The sequence below is a fragment of the Nitratireductor sp. ZSWI3 genome (assembly GCF_024655565.1).
Classification (GTDB): Bacteria; Pseudomonadota; Alphaproteobacteria; order Rhizobiales; family Rhizobiaceae; genus Nitratireductor.
This window is the reverse complement of the sequence record NZ_JANKOF010000038.1, coordinates 17,598-39,973: the sequence shown is the minus strand read 5'-3', so window position 1 is coordinate 39,973 and position 22,376 is coordinate 17,598. Positions and strand designations below refer to the sequence as shown.

Annotated in this window: 21 protein-coding genes, 1 tRNA gene and 1 riboswitch; of the genes, 12 read left to right on the top strand and 10 right to left on the bottom strand. The window is 65.0% G+C overall.

All coding sequences use genetic code 11. The features are described 5' to 3' along the window. Positions 1-70: 70 nt before the first annotated feature. Positions 71-580: a GcrA family cell cycle regulator gene (locus NUU27_RS13420; RefSeq protein ID WP_257762621.1), complete on the bottom strand. Its 510-nt coding sequence runs from the start codon at positions 578-580 to the stop codon at positions 71-73. A gap of 370 nt (positions 581-950) precedes the next feature. On the opposite strand from NUU27_RS13420, the gene NUU27_RS13415 reads away from it, so the two are divergent. Genes NUU27_RS13415 through NUU27_RS13405 form a run of 3 tightly spaced genes read left to right on the top strand, consistent with a single transcriptional unit; the run spans position 951 to position 4,064 of the window. Next, the gene (locus NUU27_RS13415) at positions 951-2,144 is read left to right on the top strand and encodes an aspartate aminotransferase family protein (RefSeq protein WP_257762620.1); all 1,194 of its coding nucleotides are present in this window, start codon (positions 951-953) and stop codon (positions 2,142-2,144) included. A 19-nt stretch (positions 2,145-2,163) separates the two neighbouring features. Continuing rightward, positions 2,164-3,081 (top strand): ornithine carbamoyltransferase, encoded by a 918-nt coding sequence (gene argF, locus NUU27_RS13410; protein ID WP_257762619.1) that lies wholly within the window; start codon positions 2,164-2,166, stop codon positions 3,079-3,081. Beyond that, positions 3,063-4,064, top strand: a complete 1,002-nt coding sequence (locus NUU27_RS13405) for an Hsp33 family molecular chaperone (RefSeq protein WP_257762618.1) — start codon at positions 3,063-3,065, stop codon at positions 4,062-4,064. The genes argF and NUU27_RS13405 overlap by 19 nt, the downstream gene beginning before the upstream one ends. Here NUU27_RS13405 and apaG read toward each other — a convergent pair. After that, entirely contained in the window at positions 4,057-4,449 is a 393-nt protein-coding gene (apaG, locus tag NUU27_RS13400) for a Co2+/Mg2+ efflux protein ApaG (protein ID WP_257762617.1), read from the bottom strand. The genes NUU27_RS13405 and apaG overlap by 8 nt on opposite strands. 231 nt (positions 4,450-4,680) lie before the next feature. On the opposite strand from apaG, the gene NUU27_RS13395 reads away from it, so the two are divergent. Then, positions 4,681-5,286, top strand: coding sequence for a CDP-alcohol phosphatidyltransferase family protein (locus tag NUU27_RS13395; protein ID WP_257762616.1), 606 nt, complete (start codon positions 4,681-4,683; stop codon positions 5,284-5,286). Between the two features lie 134 nt (positions 5,287-5,420). Here the strand turns inward: NUU27_RS13395 and NUU27_RS13390 are convergent, their stop codons facing one another. Then, on the bottom strand, positions 5,421-6,611 hold the full coding sequence (locus NUU27_RS13390) for an O-succinylhomoserine sulfhydrylase (RefSeq protein ID WP_257762615.1): 1,191 nt from the start codon (positions 6,609-6,611) through the stop codon (positions 5,421-5,423). Positions 6,612-6,659: 48 nt separating this feature from the next. After that, positions 6,660-6,737: riboswitch (SAM riboswitch) on the bottom strand. A gap of 83 nt (positions 6,738-6,820) precedes the next feature. On the opposite strand from NUU27_RS13390, the gene NUU27_RS13385 reads away from it, so the two are divergent. Further along, positions 6,821-7,918: a 2'-deoxycytidine 5'-triphosphate deaminase gene (locus tag NUU27_RS13385; protein WP_257762614.1), complete on the top strand. Its 1,098-nt coding sequence runs from the start codon at positions 6,821-6,823 to the stop codon at positions 7,916-7,918. On the opposite strand, the gene NUU27_RS13380 is transcribed toward NUU27_RS13385, so the two are convergent. Next, on the bottom strand, positions 7,915-8,715 hold the full coding sequence (locus tag NUU27_RS13380; RefSeq protein WP_257762613.1) for an ion transporter: 801 nt from the start codon (positions 8,713-8,715) through the stop codon (positions 7,915-7,917). The two genes, NUU27_RS13385 and NUU27_RS13380, sit on opposite strands and share 4 nt — an antisense overlap. Positions 8,716-8,892: 177 nt before the next feature. On the opposite strand from NUU27_RS13380, the gene NUU27_RS13375 reads away from it, so the two are divergent. The 3 genes from NUU27_RS13375 (at position 8,893) to NUU27_RS13365 (ending at position 10,682) form a co-directional block, all read left to right on the top strand. Then, positions 8,893-8,966, top strand: a tRNA-Gly gene (locus tag NUU27_RS13375). A gap of 96 nt (positions 8,967-9,062) precedes the next feature. Further along, the gene (locus NUU27_RS13370) at positions 9,063-9,326 is read left to right on the top strand and encodes a DUF6460 domain-containing protein (protein WP_257762612.1); all 264 of its coding nucleotides are present in this window, start codon (positions 9,063-9,065) and stop codon (positions 9,324-9,326) included. A gap of 9 nt (positions 9,327-9,335) precedes the next feature. Further along, entirely contained in the window at positions 9,336-10,682 is a 1,347-nt protein-coding gene (locus NUU27_RS13365; RefSeq protein WP_257762611.1) for an MATE family efflux transporter, read from the top strand. Positions 10,683-10,713: 31 nt separating this feature from the next. On the opposite strand, the gene NUU27_RS13360 is transcribed toward NUU27_RS13365, so the two are convergent. Both NUU27_RS13360 and NUU27_RS13355 read right to left on the bottom strand, forming a co-directional pair. Next, positions 10,714-11,805, bottom strand: coding sequence for a quinone-dependent dihydroorotate dehydrogenase (locus NUU27_RS13360; protein WP_257762610.1), 1,092 nt, complete (start codon positions 11,803-11,805; stop codon positions 10,714-10,716). After that, the gene (locus NUU27_RS13355; protein WP_257762609.1) at positions 11,805-12,149 is read right to left on the bottom strand and encodes a DUF952 domain-containing protein; all 345 of its coding nucleotides are present in this window, start codon (positions 12,147-12,149) and stop codon (positions 11,805-11,807) included. Before NUU27_RS13355 ends, NUU27_RS13360 begins: the two co-directional genes overlap by 1 nt. A 240-nt stretch (positions 12,150-12,389) precedes the next feature. On the opposite strand from NUU27_RS13355, the gene NUU27_RS13350 reads away from it, so the two are divergent. Continuing rightward, positions 12,390-12,827, top strand: coding sequence for a hypothetical protein (locus NUU27_RS13350; RefSeq protein ID WP_257762608.1), 438 nt, complete (start codon positions 12,390-12,392; stop codon positions 12,825-12,827). A 293-nt stretch (positions 12,828-13,120) separates the two neighbouring features. Here NUU27_RS13350 and NUU27_RS13345 read toward each other — a convergent pair whose 3' ends face one another. Further along, a complete protein-coding gene (locus tag NUU27_RS13345) occupies positions 13,121-13,501 on the bottom strand; it encodes a hypothetical protein (protein ID WP_257762607.1) in 381 nt (126 codons plus the stop codon). Between the two features lie 250 nt (positions 13,502-13,751). Here NUU27_RS13345 and NUU27_RS13340 point away from each other — a divergent pair, with 250 nt between their 5' ends. After that, positions 13,752-14,405: a response regulator transcription factor gene (locus tag NUU27_RS13340; protein WP_257762606.1), complete on the top strand. Its 654-nt coding sequence runs from the start codon at positions 13,752-13,754 to the stop codon at positions 14,403-14,405. A 6-nt stretch (positions 14,406-14,411) separates the two neighbouring features. Here the strand turns inward: NUU27_RS13340 and NUU27_RS13335 are convergent, their stop codons facing one another. Then, a complete protein-coding gene (locus tag NUU27_RS13335) occupies positions 14,412-17,900 on the bottom strand; it encodes a PAS domain-containing hybrid sensor histidine kinase/response regulator (RefSeq protein ID WP_257762605.1) in 3,489 nt (1,162 codons plus the stop codon). Positions 17,901-18,099: 199 nt separating this feature from the next. Between NUU27_RS13335 and mscL the strand changes: the two genes are divergently transcribed. After that, the gene (mscL, locus tag NUU27_RS13330; RefSeq protein WP_257762604.1) at positions 18,100-18,522 is read left to right on the top strand and encodes a large conductance mechanosensitive channel protein MscL; all 423 of its coding nucleotides are present in this window, start codon (positions 18,100-18,102) and stop codon (positions 18,520-18,522) included. Between the two features lie 26 nt (positions 18,523-18,548). Here mscL and hemA read toward each other — a convergent pair whose 3' ends face one another. Together hemA and NUU27_RS13320 are read right to left on the bottom strand one after the other, a co-directional pair. Next, positions 18,549-19,826, bottom strand: coding sequence for a 5-aminolevulinate synthase (gene hemA, locus NUU27_RS13325; protein ID WP_257762602.1), 1,278 nt, complete (start codon positions 19,824-19,826; stop codon positions 18,549-18,551). Positions 19,827-20,025: 199 nt separating this feature from the next. Further along, positions 20,026-20,445 (bottom strand): MarR family winged helix-turn-helix transcriptional regulator, encoded by a 420-nt coding sequence (locus tag NUU27_RS13320; RefSeq protein ID WP_257762601.1) that lies wholly within the window; start codon positions 20,443-20,445, stop codon positions 20,026-20,028. Between the two features lie 153 nt (positions 20,446-20,598). Here NUU27_RS13320 and NUU27_RS13315 point away from each other — a divergent pair, with 153 nt between their 5' ends. After that, a complete protein-coding gene (locus NUU27_RS13315; protein WP_257762600.1) occupies positions 20,599-22,374 on the top strand; it encodes an N-acetylglutaminylglutamine amidotransferase in 1,776 nt (591 codons plus the stop codon). Positions 22,375-22,376: the final 2 nt, after the last annotated feature.

Below are 22,376 nucleotides of genomic sequence, written 5' to 3'. Positions count from 1 at the left end.
GCGCTTGTGCGCCCCGCTCTTTTTCATGATTTCTGCATGGCTTGCCGAAACGTTCGGCAGATGGGCCCGATCAGCGTGCCCGGCGGCGCTCGGAGGCCGGCTGATAGGCGATGCGCGAGTGATAGGCGCAATAGGGCCCGGCATCCCCGGCTTCGTTGCCGCAGAAGCTGAACTCCTCCGAGAGCGGATCGCCGTTCGGCCATTTGCAGGTGTTCTCGGTCAACTGCACCAGCGCAAGCTTGCGCGAGATGGGCACGACCACGTTGCCCACCGGCTGCAGATAGGTCGCCGCGACGGGCTCTTCCTCGAAATGGACCTGCAACGCCGTGGCGCCGATGGTCGCCGTGACCGGGCGCGTGTTGCGCGGCCGCCGGGTGGTGGTCGTGCCGGTCTGCGGCGCCTTCTTCTGGCGCGTGCGCTGGCTCGTGGCGCGGCCGCGGCTGGAAAGCTTCAGGCGGTGGACCTTGCCGATGACGGCATTGCGGCTGACGCCGCCGAGCTGTGCGGCAATCTGGCTCGCGCTCAGGCCCTCGGCCCAGAGCTTCTTCAAGGTTTCGACCCGCTCGTCAGTCCAGTTCATGGGACATCTCCTGTCCTGCGTGCGGAATCCGAATCCCTTCTCGCTCGACCAAAGCCGAGGGAGTACCATATAAGGATGGTTGATATGGTCCGCCGCACAAAATGTAGTTTTTGCTTGATCTGAAACTACCTTATGGGCTGACTCCGTGACAAGAGTCCTTACCGTAACCTGATTCGCTTTTTGCGGTTTTCCCCAATTTGCTTTTTCTCGTGTCACCGAGCTGTCGCGCCGTTTGCGTTGACAGCCGACGGGAAAAAACAGATAAAACACTGCATTGCCGCCCCTTGGGCGGCATTTTGATTTCATCCTCCTGCGACGGGGTGGCCACGCGGCGCGGGAACCAATCTCAGGCTCAGCGGAGACCGTGTGGATGCGTGAATCGGCGCTTTATGAAACTTTCGCCCGTCAGCCTCTCGCCTTCGAACGCGGAGAGGGGAGCTGGATCGAGACCATCGACGGCGAGCGCTATCTGGATTTTGCCGCGGGTATCGCGGTGAACTCGCTGGGGCACGCCCATCCGCACCTCGTCGCCGCCCTGACCGAGCAGGCAGGCAAGCTGTGGCACGTCTCCAATCTCTACGACATCCCCGGCCAGCGCTGCCTGGGTGAGCGCCTCGTCGCTCACACCTTCGCCGACAAGGTGTTCTTCACCAATTCCGGCGCCGAGGCGCTGGAATGCGCGATCAAGACGGCTCGGCGCTATCATTATGTCAACGGGGCGCCGCAGCGCTATCGCCTCATCACCTTCGAAGGCGCCTTTCACGGCCGCACGCTGGCCACCATCGCCGCTGGCGGCCAGGCCAAGTATCTGGAAGGCTTCGGACCGAAGGTCGAAGGGTTCGACCAGGTTCCCTTCGGCGACATCGATGCCGTGCTGAAGGCGATCGGCCCGGAGACCGCCGGCATTCTGGTCGAGCCGGTCCAGGGCGAGGGCGGCGTCCGCCCCTTGCCGAACACCTCGCTGCGCCGCCTGCGCGAAATCTGCGACCGGCACGGCCTGCTCCTGGTCCTCGACGAGGTGCAGAGCGGCGTCGGGCGCACCGGCAAGCTGTTTGCCCACGAATGGGCGGAAATCACGCCGGACCTGATGGCCGTGGCCAAGGGCATCGGCGGCGGCTTCCCGATGGGCGCTTGCCTGGCGACGGACGAGGCGGCCAAGGGCATGACGCCGGGGACCCACGGCACGACCTTCGGCGGCAATCCGCTGGCGATGGCTGTCGGCAATGCGGTGCTCGACGTAGTGCTGGAGGAAGGCTTTCTCGATGCGGTCGTGCAGAAGGGCCTTCTGATGAAGCAGAGCCTGGCCGCCGTCGCCGACGAGTTTCCCGACATCGTCGAAGGCATTCGCGGCGAGGGATTGTTGTTGGGTCTCAAATGCAAGGTGCCCAACGCCAAGGTGCAGCAGGCGCTGCGCGAGCACAAGCTGCTCGTGGTGCCGGCGGGCGACAACGTCTTGCGGCTGCTGCCGCCGCTGACGGTGACCGAGGACGATATCCGCGAGGCGGCCAGACGCATCCACGATGCCGTGGCTTCGGTCCGGGCGGCCGAGACCACCGATGCTTGACAAAACGAGGGAGCCGGGCATGGCCAGCGGTCTTCGCCACTTCATAGACCTTTCGACGGTCGCGCCGCAGGACCTGCGCTTCATGCTGGACGATGCGCGCGCCCGCAAGGAGCGCCTGAAGGCGGGCGAGCGCGACAAGCCGTTCGAGGGCAAGGTTCTGGCGATGATCTTCGACAAGCCGTCGACCCGCACGCGCGTCTCCTTCGATGTCGGCATGCGCCAGCTCGGCGGCGAGACGATCATGCTCACCGGCACGGAAATGCAGCTCGGCCGCTCCGAGACCATCGCCGACACGGCCAAGGTGCTGTCGCGCTATGTCGACGCGATCATGATCCGCACGACGGCGCATGAGCGGCTGCTGGAATTGGCCGAGAACGCCACGATTCCCGTCATCAACGGCCTTACCGACGACACGCATCCCTGCCAGATCATGGCCGACGTGCTCACCTTCGAGGAGCACCGCGGGCCCGTGAAGGACAAGCTGTTCGCCTGGACGGGTGACGGCAACAACGTGCTCCATTCGCTGATCGAGGCATCGGCGCGCATGGAGTTCCGCCTCAACATCGCCGTTCCCGAAGGCAGCGAGCCGAACGGGAAATATGTCGCCTGGGCCGAGGCGAATGGCGGCCGCGTCGCCTTCAAGCCCACCGCCGAGGATGCGGTGGAGGGAGCCGATTGCGTGGTGACCGACACCTGGGTTTCGATGGGACAGGAGCACCGTGCCCGCGGCGACAACATCTTCAAGCCCTATCAGGTGAACGCCGCCCTGATGAAGCATGCCAGGCCGGACGCCCTGTTCATGCACTGCCTGCCCGCCCATCGCGGCGAAGAGGTGACGGACGAGGTGATCGACGGCCCGCATTCCGTCGTCTTCGACGAAGCCGAGAACAGGCTTCACGCGCAAAAAGCTGTCCTGGCATGGTGTTTGAACCGGTGAGCACGGAAGAACGGCAACTGGGAGAGTTCGGCTTCGCCGGCGACGACAACGTGGTCCCCTTCGACGTCGAGCCGCTCGACGTGCGCGGCCGCGCCGTGCAGCTCGGGCCGATGCTCGACCAGATCCTGGCGCGCCATACCTATCCCGAGCCCGTCGCCCGGCTTCTGGCGGAGATCATCGTGCTGACGGTGCTCCTCGGCAGTTCGCTCAAGTTCCAGGGCAAGTTCATCGTCCAGACGCGGTCCGACGGCCCGGTGGACATGCTGGTCGCCGATTATGCCACGCCGAGCGCCGTGCGCGCCTATGCCCGCTTCGACGAAGTCCGCCTTGCCGAGGCGGTTGCCGCCGGCAACGACACGCCGGAAGCGCTCCTGGGTGCCGGCGTTCTGGCGCTGACGATCGACCAAGGGGTCAACATGCAGCGCTACCAAGGCATCGTGCAGCTCGACGGCTCGACGCTGGAGGACGTGGCGCGCACCTATTTCCGCCAGTCGGAACAGATCCCGACCGAGGTCCGCCTCGGCGTCGCCAAGATGGTGCTTCCGGGGCCGGAAGCCAGCCGCGAGCATTGGCGCGCCGGCGGTCTGCTGGTACAGTTCCTGCCGACCGCGCCGGAGCGCATGCGCATGTCGGACCTGCCCGGCGGCGACGGCGATGAGGAAAACAACGGCTCGCCGCATCCCGAGGACGATGCCTGGCAGGAAGCCCTGGCGCTGCTTGCGACTGTCGAGCCGACCGAACTGATCGACCCGACCGTGGGGGCGGAGCGGTTGCTCTATCGCCTCTTCCACGAGCATGGCGTGCGGGTCTACGAAGGCATCGCGGTGCTTGATGAATGTTCCTGCTCACGCGAAAAGATCAAGACCATCCTCGACGGGTTCACGCCCGACGAAGTTGCCGACAGCATCGAGGAGGGCGTGATCCGCGTCACCTGCGAGTTCTGCTCGACGGAATACGAATTCGATCCCGCCGACTTCAGTTGACGCTGACTGCCGCCCCCGGCAGATCGAGCGAGAAGGCGGGGATGTCGACGTCGAAGAAGGCGCCGTGCGGCCCGCGCATGGTGTAGCGGCCCACCATGATGCCCGACGGCGTCGCCAGCGGACAGCCGGACGTATAGGTGTAGCTGTCGCCCGGCCGCAGCACCGGCTGCTCGCCCACCACGCCTTCGCCGCGCACTTCCTGGACGCGGCCCAATTCGTCGGTGATGTGCCAGTAGCGCGATACGAGCTGGACGGTTTCCGGCGAGTTGTTGGTGATCGTGATGCGGTACGCCCAGACGAAATGCGCAGCCTCGGGCTCCGACTGGGCCGGCAGATAGCTCGGCTCCGCGCACACCTCGATCGACTGGGTCACCGCACGATACATGGCTGGCTCGTTTCTGAAAGGCCGCAGGATGATCCTCGCGGCGCGGATGGTCAAGGGCGGGCCGATGTCACAGCACAATGCGTCCATTCGGAGGCACAAAGGACGCTGTGAGTCCTTCCGAAAGTCGGCTCCGATTTTAGGGCCGATGCGCCGGATGACGCCATTGTGAGCGGAAGGAGAGCGGGAATGGCGCTAGATCTTGGATTGGAACGAACGACGTGAAGGTTTGCGATGCTTGATGGTTGGGCGCGCCGCAAGATCGATCCCGGGCTCGAGGCGATCGCCGCGCCGCTTGCCGGCGCCGGGATCGGGGCCAATGCGATCACCCTCGCCGGGCTTCTCCTGGGGCTCGCCGCCGCCGGGGCCGTCGCGCTGGGCGCCTTCTGGCTGGCGATCGGCCTGATCCTCGTCAGCCGATTATGCGACGGTCTGGATGGAGCGGTGGCACGCATCCACGGCAAGACCGATCTCGGAGGCTATCTCGACATCGTCCTCGATTTCGCCTTTTACGGTGCCGTGCCGCTGGGGTTCGTGATCTTCGATCCCGCTGCCAATGCGATCGCCGGAGCCACTTTGCTGCTCGCCTTCTATGTCAACGGGGCGAGCTTTCTCACCTATGCGGTGATGGCCGAGAAGCGTCGCATGAAGACGGACGCGCGGGGCGAGAAGTCGCTGTTCTTCACCACCGGGCTGGCGGAAGCGAGCGAGACGCTCGCCGTCTTCGTCCTGATGTGCCTGTTTCCGGCGTGGTTTCCGGTGCTGGCCTATGCCTTCGCCGCCGTCACGGCCTACACGACCGTGTCGCGCATCGTGTTGGCGGCGAAGAGATTTCGCTAGATCGCGATGATCTTGGATTGAATCAATCCAAGATCATAAACGCGATCGCTTTCAAAAAGTTGGAGCGGGATGCTGCGGAAAACCGCTTCACACTTTCCTCATCCCGCTCTAGCCGTTTTATTGGGCTTGCGCCGCTACACCACCGCCAGCGCGCGCTCGACGTCGGCGATCAGATCGTCGCCGTCTTCCAGCCCGACCGAAAGCCTGAGCGTGCCGTCGCCGATGCCGAGTTCCGCCCGTGCCTCCTCGGCGAGGTTTTTGTGCGTCGTGGTGGCGGGATGGGTGATCAGGCTCTTCGCATCGCCGAGATTGTTGGAGATCTTGACGATCCTGAGCGCGTTCTCGAAGGCGAAGGCCTCGCTCTTGCCGCCCTTCAGCTCGAAGCACAGCAGTGTCGAGCCGCCCTTCATCTGCCGGGCCACGATGTCGGCCTGCGGATGGTCGGCGCGGCCGGGGTAGATCACCCGGGCGACCTTGTCGTGGCCGGCGAGGAAATCGGCGATGCGGCCGGCGCTTTCGGTCTGCTGGCGCACCCGCAGGGGCAGGGTTTCAAGCCCCTTCAGGAGCGTCCATGCGTTGAAGGGCGACAGGCTCGGCCCGGTGTGGCGGAAGAAGTCCTGCAGGTGCTCGTCGATCCACTCCCTGTCGGAAAGCACGACGCCGCCCAGACATCGGCCCTGGCCGTCGATGTGCTTGGTGGCGGAATAGACGACCACATGCGCGCCGAGCTCCAGCGGCTTCTGCAGCATCGGCGTAGCGAAGACGTTGTCGACGACAAGCCGCGCTCCGATCTCGTTGGCGATGTCGGCCACCGCCGCGATGTCGGCCACTTCGAGCGTCGGGTTGGTCGGGCTTTCGAGGAAGAAGAGCCGGGTGTTGGGGCGGACCGCCGCCTTCCATTCTTCGATCCTGGTGCCGTCGACCAGCGTCGTCTCGATGCCGTATTGCGGCATCAGCGTTTCCACCACCCAGCGGCAGGAACCGAACAGGGCCCGGCCCGCCACCACATGGTCGCCCGCCTTGACGGAGCACAAAAGGGCGGCGGTGACGGCTGCCATGCCGGAGGCCATCGCACGGGCTTCCTCGGCGCCTTCCAGGGCGCACATGCGGCGCTCGAAGATGTCCACGGTGGGGTTCGCGTAACGCGAATAGACGAAGCCCGGCACCTCACCCTTGAAGCGTGCCTCGGCGGCCTCCGCGCTGTCGTAAACGAAGCCTTGCGTGAGATAGATGGCCTCCGATGTCTCGCCGAAATGCGAGCGCTGCACGCCGCCATGCACAAGGGCCGTCTGCGGCTTCCAATCGTCTTCGAAATGGTCTGTCATCGCTTTCACACCAACAAAAAAACCGGCCGCGAAAGCCGCATGCCGGTTCGATGGTCGAGCACGGCCTTTTAGCGACTTGTTTAACGTGGCTGCAAGCCGACCGGCCAAATCACCACGGGATAAACGGTCAATAGACCCTCACGCGCCTTGCGTCAATGTGAGGCGGCGCTAAAGCTCGTCGGATGAGTCTGCGTGTGGGGAGAGGAGCGTTGGCGAAAGCGGGAATCCTTCCGGACAAGGAGATCGCAGCGCTGTTCGACAGCGGAGCGCTGGCTTCCGCCCGGCCGCTCGACGCGGACCAGATCCAGCCCGCCAGCCTGGATCTCAGGCTCGGCGACGTCGCCTACCGCGTGCGGGCGAGCTTTCTGCCGGGACCGCAGCATCGCGTGTCGGAAAAGCTCGACCGGCTGAAGCTGCACCAAATCCAGCTCGGCGAGGGTGCGGTGCTGGAGACCGGCTGCGTCTACATCGTGCCGCTGCTGGAGGCGCTCGACCTGCCGCAAGGCATCTCGGCCTCGGCAAACCCCAAGAGCTCGACCGGCAGGCTCGATATCTTCACCCGCGTGATGACCGATCTCGGGCAGGAGTTCGACAAGATCCCGGAAGGATATTCCGGCCCGCTCTACATGGAGGTCAGCCCGCGCACCTTCCCGATCGTCGTGCGCACGGGGTCGCGCCTTTCGCAGATCCGGTTCCGCGCCGGCAAGGCGCTGCTCGATGAGGCGGATCTTGCCGATCTGCACGCGCGCGAGACGCTGGTCGCGGCGGAAGCCCCCAACATCACCGGCGGCGGCATCGCGCTGTCGGTCGATTTGAGCGGCGGCGAAACGGGCCTGATCGGCTACCGCGCCAAGCATCACACGGCGCTCGTCGACGTCGACCGGCGCGCCGCGCTCGACGTGGCCGAGTTCTGGGAACCGCTGACGGACACCGGCGCCGGCGGGCTGATCCTCGATCCGGACGAGTTTTACATCCTTGTTTCGCGTGAGGCTGTTCATGTGCCGCCGCTGCACGCCGCGGAAATGACGCCCTTCGACCCGCTGGTCGGCGAGTTCCGCGTGCACTATGCCGGTTTCTTCGATCCTGGCTTCGGCCATTCGGCCGCCGGCGGCACCGGCAGCCGCGCGGTGCTCGAGGTGCGCAGCCACGAAGTGCCCTTCATCCTGGAGCATGGCCAGATCGTGGGGCGCCTGGTTTACGAACGCATGCTCTCACGACCGAACGCGCTCTACGGCACCGACCTGAAGTCCAATTACCAGGGGCAGGCGCTGAAGCTTTCGAAGCACTTCCGGCAGACGTCCATCTAGCCGCGCGGCGCCCGGTCGGCTTCCGTCCGCAGCGCCCGCACGTCCTCCCGCAAGGCGCGGATCTCGGACAGGATCGCCTCCTGTTCGGCCTGCAGCGCATTGCGCTCCGCAGAGGCTTCCGCATCGTGTTCCGCCTGCATCGCCGACACGATGATGCCGATGAACAGGTTGAGCACGGTGAAGGTGGTGGAGACGATGAAGGGAATGAAGAACAGCCACGCCCAGGGGTGCACTTCCATCACCGGGCGCACGATGCCCATCGACCAGCTCTCCAGCGTCATGATCTGGAAAAGCGAGTAGGCCGACAAGCCGATCGTGCCGAACCAGTCGGGGAAGGAGGCGCCGAACAGCTTGGTCGCCATCACCGAGAAGACGTAATAGACGAGCCCCAGCAGCAGCATGATCGATCCCATGCCGGGAAGCGCGGCGATCAGCCCGCCCACCACGCGGCGCAACGAAGGCACCATGCTGACGAGCCGCAGCACGCGCAGGATGCGCAGCGCCCGCAGGACGGAAAGACCCGCCGTTGCCGGGACGAGGGCGATGCCCACCACCGCCAGGTCGAACACGCGCCACGGATCGCGGAAGAAGTCCGTCCGATAGACGAGGAAACGCGCCATCAGCTCGGCGACGAAGACGCCGAGGATGGCCTGGTCGGCGGCCATCAGCAAAGGTCCGGCCACTGCCATCGCCTTTTCCGATGTCTCGAGGCCGAGCGTGACGGCGTTGACGATGATGAGGGCGGTGATCAGCGTTTCGAAGCGGCGCGATTCGATCAGGGTTTTCAGGGCGGGCACGGTGGCTTTTCCGGTTGGCGGCGAGCGGGTCTAGTGGGGCGATTTTTCCCGGCAGATGGGTACCATCTGCTGGGATCGCACCACTAGCCGCACACAGGTGGTGTGAAAGGCGTCCTGCGTCAACCCGTGAAAAGCCGCTTGACAGGCCGGGCGCCGCTCGCCGATTAATGGGCGCGCGCGGGTATGATGTAATGGTAGCCTGTCAGCTTCCCAAGCTGATCGCGCGGGTTCGATTCCCGCTACCCGCTCCATTCCCGGCCCGCTGTTTCGCCCTTGCCGGCGCTTGGAGGTTGCTTTGCCTCCAGCGCGTGCGTATCTCTTTTCAGTCTGGATCAGGGAGCAACACGGTGTCGGCACTCACAAAATTTCTCGGCGACAGTCCGCTGCGCGTCATCATCAAGCTCCTGATCGTGTCGCTCATCGTCGGCTTCGTGATGAGCGCCTTCAACTGGTCGCCCTGGGACATCTTCGACGCGCTGCGCGACACGGTCATGCACCTTTGGAACATGGGCTTTGAAGCGCTCGGGCGGTTTGCGACCTATATCCTGCTGGGCGCGGCCGTCGTCATTCCGGCATTCATCATCCTGCGTCTCCTGAGCTATCGCCGCTAGGCCGGCCCGATGGACCAGCCTTCCCCGCGCGGGCGGACGGTGCGTCCCTTCGAGGTGACCAACCGCCTTGTCCTGTCCATCGCCGTGCCGATGACCTTCGCCTACCTGACGACGCCGTTGCTCGGCATCGTCGATACGGCGGTGATCGGCCAGTACGGCGACCCCGCATTGCTCGGCGGGCTGGCCGCCGGCGCCGTGGTGTTCGACGTCGTTTTCACCACCTTCAACTTCCTGCGGTCCGGCACCACCGGGCTGGTGGCGCAGGCCTTCGGCCGCGATGACACGCCGGAAGAACTGGCGGTGCTGTGGCGGGCGCTGGCGATCGCGCTCGTCGCCGGGCTGGTGCTGATCCTGTTCGAACCGCTGATCAGCGCGGGGGGCGTCCGCTTCATTGACCCCGAGGCACGGGTGGCCGAAGCCATGTCGACCTATGTGGCGATCCGCATCCTGGCGGCCCCGCTGTCGCTGCTCAACTACGCGATCCTGGGCTATGTGCTGGGGCGCGGCGAGGGGAGCCTGGCGCTGCTTCTGCAGATCGCACTCAACGGGGCCAATGTCGTCCTGTCGATCCTGCTCGGCCTGCATCTGGGCTGGGGCATCGAGGGCGTGGCCTGGGGAACCGTCGGTGGAGAAGCGCTGGGCGCTGCCGCCGGCCTCGCGATCCTGGCGCGCCGCTTTGCGCACGGCCCGCACGTGTCGTTCGCGCGGGTTGCCGACATGACGGCGATCATGCGCATGATCGCCATAAACCGCGACATCATGATCCGCTCCTTTGCGCTGCTGGCGAGTTATGCGCTGTTCACGCGGCAGGGTGCCCAGTTCGGCACGGTGACTCTTGCCGCCAATGCCGTGCTGATGAACTTCTTCCTGATAGCCGGCTATTTCCTCGACGGCATGGCGACAGCCGCAGAACAGCTTGCCGGGCGCGCCATCGGAGCCCGCTACGCGCCGGCGTTCCACCGTTCGGTCCGCCTGACGGCGATCTGGGGCTTCGGCCTGGCGCTGGCGATGGCCGTGTTCTTCCTCGCCTTCGGCAATGCCCTCGTCGCCTTCATCGCGAAGGCGGAAAGCGTTCGCGATCTCGCCGACACCTTCCTGCCCTGGGCGGCGCTGATCTCGCTTTCGGGCGTCCTCGCCTTTCAGATGGACGGCATCTTCATCGGCGCGACCTGGTCGCGGGACATGCGCAACATGATGCTCCTGTCGTTCGCCATCTATCTGGCGGGCCTGGTCCTTCTGACGCCGAGCTTCGGCAATCACGGGCTGTGGGCGGCCCTGCACGTCTTCCTGATCGCGCGCGGCATCGGCTTGGCGATGATCCTGCCGCGCCGGATGCGGCAGGCATTCGCCGCTTGAACGGGAGCTTTTGACAGACGGCGCCTGACGCTCAGTCCAGCGAGCGCTCCGCCCATTCGTCGACATGGCTGTCGCGGATCTGCCGCAGGGACGAGAGCCCTTCCTGCTTGGCGAAGGCGCCCAGGCCCTCGACGATCCGGCCGGGAAATTCCGTTCCGCCGAAGATCATGCCGCTGTAGATCTGGACCAGGTCGGCACCGGCGCGGATCTTCTCCAACGCCGTTTCGGTCGAATGGATGCCGCCGACGCCGATCAGTGGCATGGCCGGCCCCACCAACTGCCGCATGCGGGCAAGCACGATCGTCGAACGCTCGAACAGCGGCTGGCCCGACAGGCCGCCGGCCTCGTCGGCCTGCCGGCTGGTCACGCCGCGTCGCGACAGCGTGGTGTTGCTGACGATCAGGCCGTCGACCCGCTTGTCGAGCACCTCGCTCGCGATATCGGCCATCGCCTGCTCGCTGAGATCGGGCGCGATCTTCAGGAACAGGGGCACGGGTGCGCGGCGGCGCTTGGCCACCTCATCACGTGCGGCCAGCACGCGCGACAGGAGCTCGGAGAGATTTCCGCGATCCTGCAGGCTTCTGAGCCCCGCCGTGTTGGGCGAGGAAATGTTCACGGCAAGATAGGAGGCGACGTCGCCAAAGGCGCGCACACCGGTCTCGTAATCGGCGATGCGATCGGCGCTGTCCTTGTTGGCGCCGATGTTGATACCGACGATGCCGCCCCTCGACGCGCGCTCCTTCAAACGCCGGCGCACGGCGACGAGCCCGTCATTGTTGAAGCCGAGACGGTTGATCAGCGCATGGTCCTCTTCCAGGCGGAAAAGGCGCGGCCGCGGGTTGCCGCGCTGCGGAAGCGGCGTGACCGTGCCGCACTCGACGAAACCGAAGCCAAGCCGGAGCAACCCATCGGGCGCCTCGGCGTTCTTGTCGAACCCGGCGGCGAGGCCGAGCGGGTTGGGAAACACGATCCCGCCGACGATCGTCTTCAGCCGCCGGTTGGCCTCGTGCCGTCCGCACAGCGGCAGGCCGCTCTTCAAGGCGAGGATCGCCATCCGGTGGGCGTGTTCCGGATCGAGCCGGTAGAGCGCCTGGCGCGCCAGCTTATCGAGCAGGGACCTCATCACGCGAGCCTTGGAAACACATGGGCCCCGTCATGGCCGAGGGGCAGGGGCTTCACCCAACGCACGGCGCCAAGAGCGAGCGGCGCATAAAGATGGGGAAACAGCGCTCCGCCACGCGAGACCTCGTATCGCAAGGCCTCGCCGAGCGCCTCGGCGTCGACGGCGACGAGCAGCAGGTCGTCCTGTCCGGCAAAGTGCTTGGCCGCGGTCTCCACGGCCTGCTCGGCGGTCGAGAAATGGATGTATCCGTCGGCCAGATCGACCGGCGCACCGTTGAAGACGCCTGCGCTTTCGGCTTCACGCCAGAGCGGGCGCGGGCAGATTTTGTAGATCAATGAAGCCATGCCTGCGGCTATACTGGGAATATGATGCCGGCGAAAGGGCACAAGAATGGATTCCGGGGGATTGCCTTTGATCCCACTTATGGCGCATTCCCTTGTCATTCTCGCCTATAGCATTTTGCAGTCAGGTGGAATCATCTGACGTCCGCATAAATGCGGAAAATAAAGAGATAGAGCGTCCTTTGCGCGCCCAAAAGGACGCACGGCGCTCTAGTCGACCAGGACAAACGCGGAGCACCAATCATGCGCAAGACCGTAGCGATCGCCGGCACCCTCGCCGCCTTTTTCTGGACGAGCGGCGCCTTCGCGCAGGAGGCCGAGCGCTTTCGGCTCGAGCGGACGGAAGACGGCTATGTGCGGATGGACACCAAGACCGGCGTCATGTCGATCTGCCGCGAGCGTTCCGGCCAGCTCGTCTGTTCGGTGGCCGCCGACGAGCGCGATGCCTATGACGGCGACATCTCCTCCCTGCACGAACGGGTGGAAGAGCTGGAAGCGCGCGTCAGCGCATTGGAGGGCGCTGCGCCGCGGGCCGAATCCGATCTGCCGACCGACGAGGAGTTCGAGCAGACCATGGGGCTCATGGAGCGCTTCTTCCGCCGCTTCATGGGTATCGTGAAGGACTTCGAGAAAGAGGAGAATGCAACGCCGTCGGACAAGCCTGCTCCCGACCGTACCTAGTGGTGCGATCCCAACAGATGGTACCCATCTGTTGGGAAAAATCGCCCCACCAGAGCAATAGTTTGTGGGCTGACTTATCGAAACAGATGGTACCATCTGTTTCGGTCAGACCACTAGGGTCAGGACCTATGAATATGGCCACAATGGTCGGCCTGATTTGTGCGGATACGCGAAGCAGGACCGCAGGAAGACTTCACGTCTTTCAAGGTCTTGCGACAAAGTAGCCCGTGCAAATCAGGCCGACCATTGTGGCCATATTCATAGGTCCTGACCCTAGCGCCGTGCGACGGCGTTCACTCGACGGCGCGCAGCAGATACAGCGTCACCGACGCAGTGAAGAAGCCGCAGCCCACCGCCAGGCTGCGCGAGGCAAACAGCAGGTAGACCTCGCTCAGGATGGACAGGAAGACCTTGGCGCCGGCGTTTCCCATCGGCCGCAACTCCGGGGAAAGGTAGCTCCAGACCTCGGTCCTGCGGGGGTTCTGCCTTGGGGTGGTGTAGGCCTTGATGATCAGGATCTGGGCCATGATCAGAGCCAGGATCGCACCGGCCTTGAGGGCCAGCACCAGGTCGAACGAAAAGCTCAGCATGATCATGCCGATCGCCAGCGAACCGAACATGACGGCTCGTCCGATGCAGACCGAGGCAATCTTGCGGATCCGTTCCATGGGCATCCGGGCAATCCGTGGAGTTGCCCTCCCTGTTGGAAGTGTGAGGCAAATGGTGTGTGGCTGCAAGTAACACCTACGCGATGAACGGCGCCGCCCCCGATCGGTTGCCTCCCTGGATGCACAAAGGTGCCCCAGGTTCTGCGCGCCTGCCGGACATGACCTTGAAAAGCCCGCCATTCCCCGCATAATCGGCGAGCCCTGCGGCGCAAAAAGCGCTACAGTCATGACAATGCTGCGGGCGTGGGAGGGTTTTTTGGCAGCGGGATGCAGATTCTTGGTCGCCGACGACCACCCCCTGTTTCGCGGGGCGCTGAAGACGGCCCTGTCGGGATTGGGCGAGGATTGCGAAATCCTCGAGACCGGCGACTTCGAAGGCGTGAAGAGGCTGGCGGACGATCGCATCGATCTCGTCCTTCTCGACTTGTCCATGCCGGGCGTGAGCGGGCTTTCAGGCCTGATCACCCTGCGCGGCACCAATCCGTCCGTGCCGGTCGCCGTGGTTTCGGCCCATGACGACCCGGAGACCATCCGCCGCGCGCTGGAACTCGGTGCTTCGGGCTTCATCTCGAAATCGGCCGGCATGGAGGAAATCCGCCGCGCCGTGCAGACCATTCTTGACGGCGGCGTCTACACGCCCGGCAACATCGACCTGGGCGCTGAGGCCGATCCGGAGATCGCCGACCTGATCCAACGCCTGCAGACGCTGACACCGCAACAGACGCGCGTTCTCGGCATGCTGGCGGAGGGGCTTTTGAACAAGCAGATCGCCTACGAGCTGAACGTCTCGGAGGCCACCATCAAGGCGCATGTTTCCGCCATCCTGCAGAAACTCGGGGTCGACAGCCGCACCCAGGCCGTCATCCGCCTGTCGCGCATCGGCGCGGAGGCCATCGCGCTCGAAACCTGACGGGATTTATTCTGCAGCCATCGCCATCTGCCGGCAGCGTGTCAGAACGCTCCTGAGGGCGGCCGGCTTGAGCGGCTTGTTGAGAACGAGAACGTTGAGGTCGTCGGCCGCCGTCCTGACCTCGCTCGACCTGTCGGCCGTGATCAGGACGGCCGGCGTGTCGTTGCCGTAGCGCGAGCGGAGGACCGCGATCAGATCCAGACCGTTTTCGCCGTTGAGGTGATAGTCGGCGAGGATCACGTCAGGCGCCGCCGCATCGCGCCCGGGCAGCGTCTCGGAGCCCTCGGCGGTGCGCACGCTGCATCCCCAACCTTCCAGGAGATGCTGCATTCCGTCGAGGATGCGCGCGTCGTTGTCGATGCACAGGACCCTGAGCCCGTCGAGCATCGCGCGCGTTGCGCCTGCTGCCTTGGCCGGCGCGCGCGTGCGTGCGGCCGGCGCTTCACTGATCGGCATGAGAACGGAGAAGCGGGTTCCCCTGCCGCGCTCCGAAAAGAGCCTGATCTCCAGGCGCAGGACCCGGGCGATGCGGTCGACGATGGAGAGGCCGAGCCCCAGACCCTGCGCCTGGCGCATCCCCTCGTCCAGACGCGTGAACTCGCGGAAGACCGTGTTGAGCTGGTCCGCGGGGATGCCGATGCCGGTGTCGATGACCTGGATTTCAAGCAGCGCGCCGCGGCGGCGCACGCCGACCAGGACCCGCCCCCTGGGGGTGTATTTGATGGCATTGGAAACGAGGTTCTGGATCAGGCGGCGGAACAGGTTGCGGTCCGTCCTGACGGCGAGGGTGGAGGGGACGATGGTGAGTTCCAGTCCCTTTTCGGCCGCCAGAGGCTGGAAATCCGTGTCGAGCTGCTTCAAGAGGGGGTCGAGGCGAAAGGCGCTCGCCGACGGTTTCAGCGCGCCGGTGTCGAGCCGCGATATGTCGAGCACCGCGCCGAGGATCGTCTCGACGGAATCGAGTGAGGATTCGATGTTGCCGACATGCTCGCGCAGCGCGCCGCCGCCGGCCTTTTCGAGCAGCGACGAACAATAGAGCCGCGCCGCGTTGAGCGGCTGCAGGATATCGTGGCCGGCGGCGGCGAGGAAGCGCGTCTTGCCGAGATTGGCCTCCTCGGCGATCATCTGCGCCTGGGCCAGCTCCTCGTTGACGCGCAGCAGCTCGGCCGTACGGTCCGCCACCCGCTGTTCCAGCGTCTCGTTGACGCGCTTCAGCGCCATGTCGGCTTCCACGCGCGGCGTGATGTCGGTGTAGGTGGCCACGATGCCGCCGTCGGGCATGGAATTGGTGCGCAACTCGATGATGCGGCCGCTCTTCTGCAAGCGGATTTCCCAGGGCGTGCCGAAATCGGTGAAGCGGTTGAGCGTCATGGTCTGGGCGTCGGCGGACAGCTCTCCGCGGGCGGCGAGCAGATTGACGAAGCGATCGAGCGGCACGCCGACCTGACCCATCTCGTCGGGCAGGTTGAAGAGGGTGCGGAACTGCCGGTTCCAGCAGATGAGCTGGAAATCGCGGTCGAACACCGTGACGCCCTCTTCCATCTGGTCGAGCGCGGTCTGCAGGAGGTCGCGGTTGTGCTGGAGCGCGATGGAGGCGTCGTCGAGCAGGCGCAGCGCATCGCGCGGCGAGCGGTCGCTGCGCTGGAACAGGAGCGAGAGGATGAGCCGGGCCGACGAGGAGCCGACGGCGCTGGCCAGAAGCTGCTCGGAAAAGCGCACCAGGGCCATGCCGGCCTGCTCGTTGCCGTTGAGGCGGATGCCGTGCATCGTCTCGAAAGTGGAGAAGGAGCGCTCGGTCCGCTCGGCGCCCAGATAGCGGGAAATCGTATCCTTGAGGTTGTTGACGGTGACGGCCGTGCGGAAGCGGCGCAGCGTCGGGATCGGCCCCGCCTCGCGGGGCACGAACACCGCCGCCTGGATGCGCTCCAGCGGCTGCGCCATGCGCGACAGGGAGCCGAGGATGAAGAACATCGTGTTGACGGCAAGGCTCCACAGGACGCCATGATTGAGCGGTTCGGCGACGGTGCCGAACAACGCCTGCGGGCGCAGGGCCGGAATGCCGAGGAGGCCCTTGCTGATGATTTCCGTGTCGGCGGGCGCCAGCGAGGGGAAGAGCAGCGTATAGGCCCACAGGGTGAACCCCGCTCCCATGCCGAGCAGCGCGCCGCGGGCATTGGCGCCGCGCCAGATCAGGCCGCCGAAGAAGGCCGGCGCGAATTGCGCGATGGCGGCAAAGGAAATGAGCCCGATCGCCGCCAGCCGCGTGTTGTTGGTCGTCTCCCGGTAGTAGAGAAAGGCGGCGAACAGGATGAGGAAAATCGCTGCCCGGCGAACGTTGAGGATGACGGTCGTCCAGTCTTCCTTGTCGCGCGCGTCGGTACGCAGCAGGCGCCTGACGAACAGCGGGATGACGAGGTCGTTCGAGATCATGATGGACAGCGCGACGCTGGCGACGATCACCATGGCCGTGGCCGCCGACAGGCCGCCGATGAAGGCGATGAGCGCCAGAAGGTCGTGCCCCGCGAGCAGCGGCAGCGAGAGAACGTAGAGATCGGAACTGGTGGCGCCGCCGACCAGGAACATGCCGGCGAAGGCGACCGGCAGCACGAACAGGTTGATGAGCACCAGGTAGAGCGGAAACAGCCAACTGGCCGTCTCCAGTTCCGCCGTGCTCTTGTTCTCGACGATGGTCACGTAGAACTGGCGCGGCAGCATGATGATGGCGAAGGCGCTGAGCGTCGTCATGACGATCCAGGTGGCGAGCGACGTCGGATGGCTGTAGGCGCTCTGCACCTCCGGCAGGCGCCCGACGGCGACGGCCAGATCGACCGGCCCGTCGAAGAAGAAGAAGGTGACGGCGATGCCGACCGCCAGGAAACTGGCGAGCTTGACGACGGTCTCGACGGCGACGGCCAGGACCAGGCCTTCCTGATGCTCCGTCGCGTCGGCGTGGCGGGTGCCGAACAGCACGGCGAAGATGGCCAGCAGGAAGGCGACGATCAGCGCGATGTCGCCAACGAAGAAATCGATGGCCGGCGGCGCGCCGTCATAATGCGCCACCATCAGGCTTACCGAATCGGAGATCGCTTTGAGCTGCAGCGCGATATAGGGCACGGTGCCGAAGGTGGCGATCAGGGTCGCCATGGAGGCCACGGCGAAGCTCTTGCCGTAGCGGGCGGCCAGGAAGTCTGCGATGGAGGTGATCTTCTCCGACTTGGCGAGCCGGATGATGCGCTTGAGCAGCGGGAAGCCGAACAGGAACACGAGGGCCGGGCCGATATAGATGGCCAGGAACTCGAAGCCGCGCTCCGTTGCCAGCCCGACCGAGCCGAAAAAGGTCCATGACGTGCAGTAGATGGCCAGGCTCAGGGCATAGATATAGGGGCGCGAGCCGATGCCGCTTCCACGCGCCGCGCGGTTGTCGCCGACGCTTGCGATGAAGAACAGCAGCGTCACATAGGCGACGGCGATGATGGCGATGACCCAGCCCTGCACGGCGGTCCGACCCTCCTCCCTGAAAGGCTGCCGTCAGGCAATCACAGCCGGCCGGGCCTGTCCAATGCTTCTTTCGGCGCATACGGCGCCGGGCAGGGCGGGGTTTTGCACTTATTTCAATCTCCGGTTTTGCTATGGTGTGGCGCCGGTGGCCCGCGTGAGTCGCCCGGCGTTGCAGAAAAATCGGGGAGACACCCTTATGTTGAAGGAATTCCAGGAGTTCATCGCCAAGGGCAACGTGATGGATCTCGCCGTCGGCGTGATCATCGGCGGAGCGTTCGGCCTGATCGTCAAATCGCTGACGGACGACGTCATCATGCCGGTCGTCGGGGCGATTTTCGGCGGCTTCGACTTCTCCAACTATTTCCTGCCGCTGTCTTCGGCCGTGACGGCCAACACGCTGGAGGCGGCGCGCGAGCAGGGCGCCGTTTTCGCCTATGGCAACTTCTTCACCGTCCTGGTGAATTTCCTGATCCTGGCGTGGATCATCTTCCTGATGGTGAAGGGCGTGAACACGATCCGCCGGCAACTGGAAAAAGAGCCGCCGGCAACCCCCGCAGCGCCTCCGGCGGACGTACAGCTCCTCACCGAAATCCGCGATCTCCTGGCAAAGAAGAAGTAGGGTCTTCCGGTCGGGCCGCCGTGCGTTCAGCCGCCCGACTTGGGAACCAGCAGCGAGACCACGCGGTCCGACTTGGCGGGAACCGGCTGGCCCGCCTCGGTGAAGGGTATGCCGAGCGCGTTCCAGGTTTCGAGCAACGCATCGCGCAGCGATGCGATCAGCGCATCGTCGTGGAACGGCGTCGGCGTGATGCGCAGGCGCTCCGTGCCGCGTGGCACTGTCGGATAGTTGATGGGCTGAATGTAGATGCCATGCTGCTGGAGCAGCCGGTCCGTCGCCTGCTTGCACAGCTCCGGATCGCCGACGAGAAGCGGCACGATATGGGTTTGCGAGGGCATGACCGGCAGGCCCGCGGCCGACAGCACGTCCTTGGTGCGTTGGGCCTGACGCTGCTGTGCCTCGCGCTCGACCGACGAGCCCTTGAGGTGGCGGATCGAGGCGGTTGCGGCAGCGGCGATCGCCGGCGGCAGCGCCGTGGTGAAGATGAAGCCGGACGCATAGGAGCGAACGGCATCGACGACGGCCGAGGACCCGGTGATGTAGCCGCCGATGACGCCGAAGCCCTTGGCCAGCGTGCCCTCGATGATGTCGATGCGGTGCGCCAGCCCGTCACGTTCAGTGATGCCGCCGCCCCGGGCGCCGTACATGCCGACCGCATGGACCTCGTCGATATAGGTCATCGCATTGTACTTGTCGGCAAGGTCGGCGATCGCCTCGATCGGCGCGATGTCGCCATCCATCGAATAGACGGATTCGAAGACGATCAGCTTGGCACGCCCCGGCTCGGCGGCCTGAAGCAGGCTCTCCAGATGAGCCATGTCATTGTGGCGAAAGATCTTCTTCTCCGCGCCGGAGCGCCGCACGCCCTCGATCATCGAGGCGTGATTGAGCTCGTCGGAAAGCACCAGACAGTTCGGCAGCAACCGCGCGATGGTCGAGATCGCGGCCTCGTTGGAGATGAAGCCGGAGGTGAACACCAGCCCCGCCTCCTTTCCGTGCAGATCGGCCAGTTCGACTTCCAGCTCCACCAGTGGATGGTTGGTGCCGGAGATGTTGCGCGTGCCGCCGGCGCCGGCGCCCATGCGTCCCGCCGTTTCCTGCATCGCGGCGATCACGTCGGGATGCTGGCCCATGCCCAGATAGTCGTTCGAACACCAGACGGTGATCTCGCGCGTTTCGCCGTCCGCCCGCCATAAGGCGCGTGGAAACGCACCCACGATCCGCTCGAGATCGGCGAACACGCGGTAACGGCGCTCGGCGTGAAGCTGCTCGATCGCCTCGGAGAAGAAACGCTGGTAGTTCATTGGACCTTCCTGCTGTGCGGCGCGATCATAATGTTGGAGCGGACACGCGTCCATTGCGCGTTTCGGGCAAAATGCCACGCCTTGCCGACCTCGCCTTGCGCTCGATCAAAAAGACCGAATTCGCCCGCCTGCAGCCCTCCCGGTGGTCTGACAGAAACAGATGCTACCTATCTGTTTCGACAAGTCGGCCCACAAGCTATCAACCTGGTGGGGCGATCGGCGCCATGAGGTTGGCGACGGCGTTGAGGGTTTCGATGAGATGATGTCGTTGCGCGGGATGAAGGGCGGAAAAGCGGCCTGCGAAACCGTCCCCCAGGGGCTCGGGCGCCCGCTTGACCACGGTCTCGCCGGCAGGCGTGAGCCTGGTGTGCACCACACGCCGGTCGTGGTTGGAGCGGTAGCGCTGCACCATGCCGCGCGCTTCCAGATTGTCGAGGACGGTGACGACGGTCGCCGCGCTGAGGTCGACATGCGCCGACAGCACGGTCGTCGTCACCTCGCCTAACGCTGCGACGGCATTGAGAACGACGAGCTGAGGCGCCGTCAGGCCGATCGCCTTGGCGAGCGCTTTCGACTGCACATCGTTGGCCCGGACGATGCGGCGAATCGCCTTCTCCATGGCCCGCAGCTCGTCGTTGCGGAACCAAGTTCGGGCAATGTCCGTTGTTTCGACAGGTGTCATAAGGACGCCATTCATTTGACATCTAATAATCATAACTATAACTAAAAGTCGCTCCGAGACAACGACAATCAAAGGAACAGAACGCTATTCATGTGCGGAATCTGCGGAGAACTGCGACTGGATGGTGCCGCCGCGTCGTCGGCTGCGCTGTCGAAGATGATGGACACGCTGGCCCCGCGCGGGCCTGACGGGTCCGGGGCCGTCATCCACGGCAATGCCGCATTCGGCCACCGGCGGCTGAAGATCATCGATCTTTCGGAACGGGCCCGGCAGCCGATGGAGGATGCCGAGCTGGGGCTGACGATCGCCTTCAACGGCTGCATCTACAATTATCCCGAATTGCGCGCCGAGCTCGAAGCCAAGGGTTATCGCTTCTTCTCCACCGGAGACACGGAAGTGATCCTGAAGGCCTGGCACGCCTGGGGTGAGGAATGCGTGACGCGCTTTCACGGCATGTTCGCCTTCGTCCTGCGCGAGCGCGACACGGGCCGCGTGGCCATGGCGCGCGACCGTTTCGGCATCAAACCGCTCTATCTGGCCGAAACACCGGAACGGATTCGTTTCGCCTCGTCGTTGCCCGCCTTGCTGGCGGCAGGCGATGTCGACAAGTCGATCGATTGCCATGCGCTGCACCACTACATGACGTTTCACGCCGTAGTGCCGCCGCCGCGCACCATCCTCAACGGTGTGCGCAAGCTGCCGCCGGCGACGATCCGCGTCATCGAGCCCGACGGCCGCCAGCGCGACCACCTCTATTGGGATCCGCCCTTCGCGCGTGACCTCGCGACCGCCGCGCTGTCGCCCGACGAGTGGCGCGACCGGACGCTGGAGGCGCTTCGGCTTGCCGTGAAGCGCCGCATGGTCGCCGACGTGCCGGTCGGCGTGCTGCTGTCGGGAGGCGTCGATTCCAGCCTCATCGTCGGGCTTCTGGCCGAGGCCGGGCAGAAGGGACTGATGACCTTCTCGGTCGGCTTCGAGGAGGCCAATGGCGAGAAGGGGGACGAATTCGTCTATTCGGACCTGATCGCCCGCGAGTTCGGCACCGATCACCACAAGATCTTCGTGCCGTCCGACGAATTGATGGATGCGCTTCCGGGCACCTTTGCCGCCATGTCGGAGCCGATGGTCTCCTACGACAATGTCGGGTTCTACCTGCTTTCGAAGGAGGTTTCGAAACACATCAAGGTGGTGCAGTCGGGGCAGGGGGCGGACGAGATCTTCGGCGGCTACCACTGGTATCCGCCGCTGATGAGCTCGAACGACGTGGTGAGCGATTATGCCGGGGTGTTCTTCGACCGCTCGCACGAGGTCCTGAAGAGCCACCTGTCGCCGGACTGGATCGCCGAAACCGATGCGAGCCGGGAGCTCGTGGCCCGGCATCTGACGCGCGCCGGCGCCGATACGCCGGTGGATGCCGCGCTTCGCCTCGATTCCACGGTCATGCTGGTGGACGATCCGGTCAAGCGGGTCGACAACATGACCATGGCATGGGGCCTGGAGGCACGCGTGCCGTTCCTCGATCACGAGCTCGTCGAGCTCGCCGCCCGCATCCCGCCGGAGGAGAAGCTCAAGCAGGGCGGCAAGGGTGTGCTCAAGGAGGTGGCGCGGCAGGTCGTGCCGCACGAGGTGATCGATCGCAAGAAGGGTTATTTCCCCGTGCCGCAGCTCAAATATGTCGGCGGTCAATATCTCGACCTCGTTCGCGATGCGCTGTCGTCGAGGGCCGCCCGCGAACGGGGGCTGTTTCGCCAGGAGTATCTCGAGCGGCTCTATGCCGCCCCGGCCGACCACATCACGCCGCTGCGCGGCTCGGAGCTTTGGCAGGTCGGCCTTCTGGAACTGTGGCTGCAAACCCACGAGGTCTGAGC

What these genes read in the sequence shown, in the direction of transcription:
- NUU27_RS13420 (WP_257762621.1), bottom strand. Translation starts at nt 580, where the DNA reads ATGAACTGGACTGACGAGCGGGTCGAAACCTTGAAGAAGCTCTGGGCC.
- NUU27_RS13415 (WP_257762620.1), top strand. Translation starts at nt 951, where the DNA reads ATGCGTGAATCGGCGCTTTATGAAACTTTCGCCCGTCAGCCTCTCGCC.
- argF (WP_257762619.1), top strand. Translation starts at nt 2,164, where the DNA reads ATGGCCAGCGGTCTTCGCCACTTCATAGACCTTTCGACGGTCGCGCCG.
- NUU27_RS13405 (WP_257762618.1), top strand. Translation starts at nt 3,063, where the DNA reads ATGGTGTTTGAACCGGTGAGCACGGAAGAACGGCAACTGGGAGAGTTC.
- apaG (WP_257762617.1), bottom strand. Translation starts at nt 4,449, where the DNA reads ATGTATCGTGCGGTGACCCAGTCGATCGAGGTGTGCGCGGAGCCGAGC.
- NUU27_RS13395 (WP_257762616.1), top strand. Translation starts at nt 4,681, where the DNA reads ATGCTTGATGGTTGGGCGCGCCGCAAGATCGATCCCGGGCTCGAGGCG.
- NUU27_RS13390 (WP_257762615.1), bottom strand. Translation starts at nt 6,611, where the DNA reads ATGACAGACCATTTCGAAGACGATTGGAAGCCGCAGACGGCCCTTGTG.
- NUU27_RS13365 (WP_257762611.1), top strand. Translation starts at nt 9,336, where the DNA reads ATGGACCAGCCTTCCCCGCGCGGGCGGACGGTGCGTCCCTTCGAGGTG.
- NUU27_RS13360 (WP_257762610.1), bottom strand. Translation starts at nt 11,805, where the DNA reads ATGAGGTCCCTGCTCGATAAGCTGGCGCGCCAGGCGCTCTACCGGCTC.
- NUU27_RS13355 (WP_257762609.1), bottom strand. Translation starts at nt 12,149, where the DNA reads ATGGCTTCATTGATCTACAAAATCTGCCCGCGCCCGCTCTGGCGTGAA.
- NUU27_RS13350 (WP_257762608.1), top strand. Translation starts at nt 12,390, where the DNA reads ATGCGCAAGACCGTAGCGATCGCCGGCACCCTCGCCGCCTTTTTCTGG.
- NUU27_RS13345 (WP_257762607.1), bottom strand. Translation starts at nt 13,501, where the DNA reads ATGCCCATGGAACGGATCCGCAAGATTGCCTCGGTCTGCATCGGACGA.
- mscL (WP_257762604.1), top strand. Translation starts at nt 18,100, where the DNA reads ATGTTGAAGGAATTCCAGGAGTTCATCGCCAAGGGCAACGTGATGGAT.
- hemA (WP_257762602.1), bottom strand. Translation starts at nt 19,826, where the DNA reads ATGAACTACCAGCGTTTCTTCTCCGAGGCGATCGAGCAGCTTCACGCC.
- NUU27_RS13320 (WP_257762601.1), bottom strand. Translation starts at nt 20,445, where the DNA reads ATGGAGAAGGCGATTCGCCGCATCGTCCGGGCCAACGATGTGCAGTCG.
- NUU27_RS13315 (WP_257762600.1), top strand. Translation starts at nt 20,599, where the DNA reads ATGTGCGGAATCTGCGGAGAACTGCGACTGGATGGTGCCGCCGCGTCG.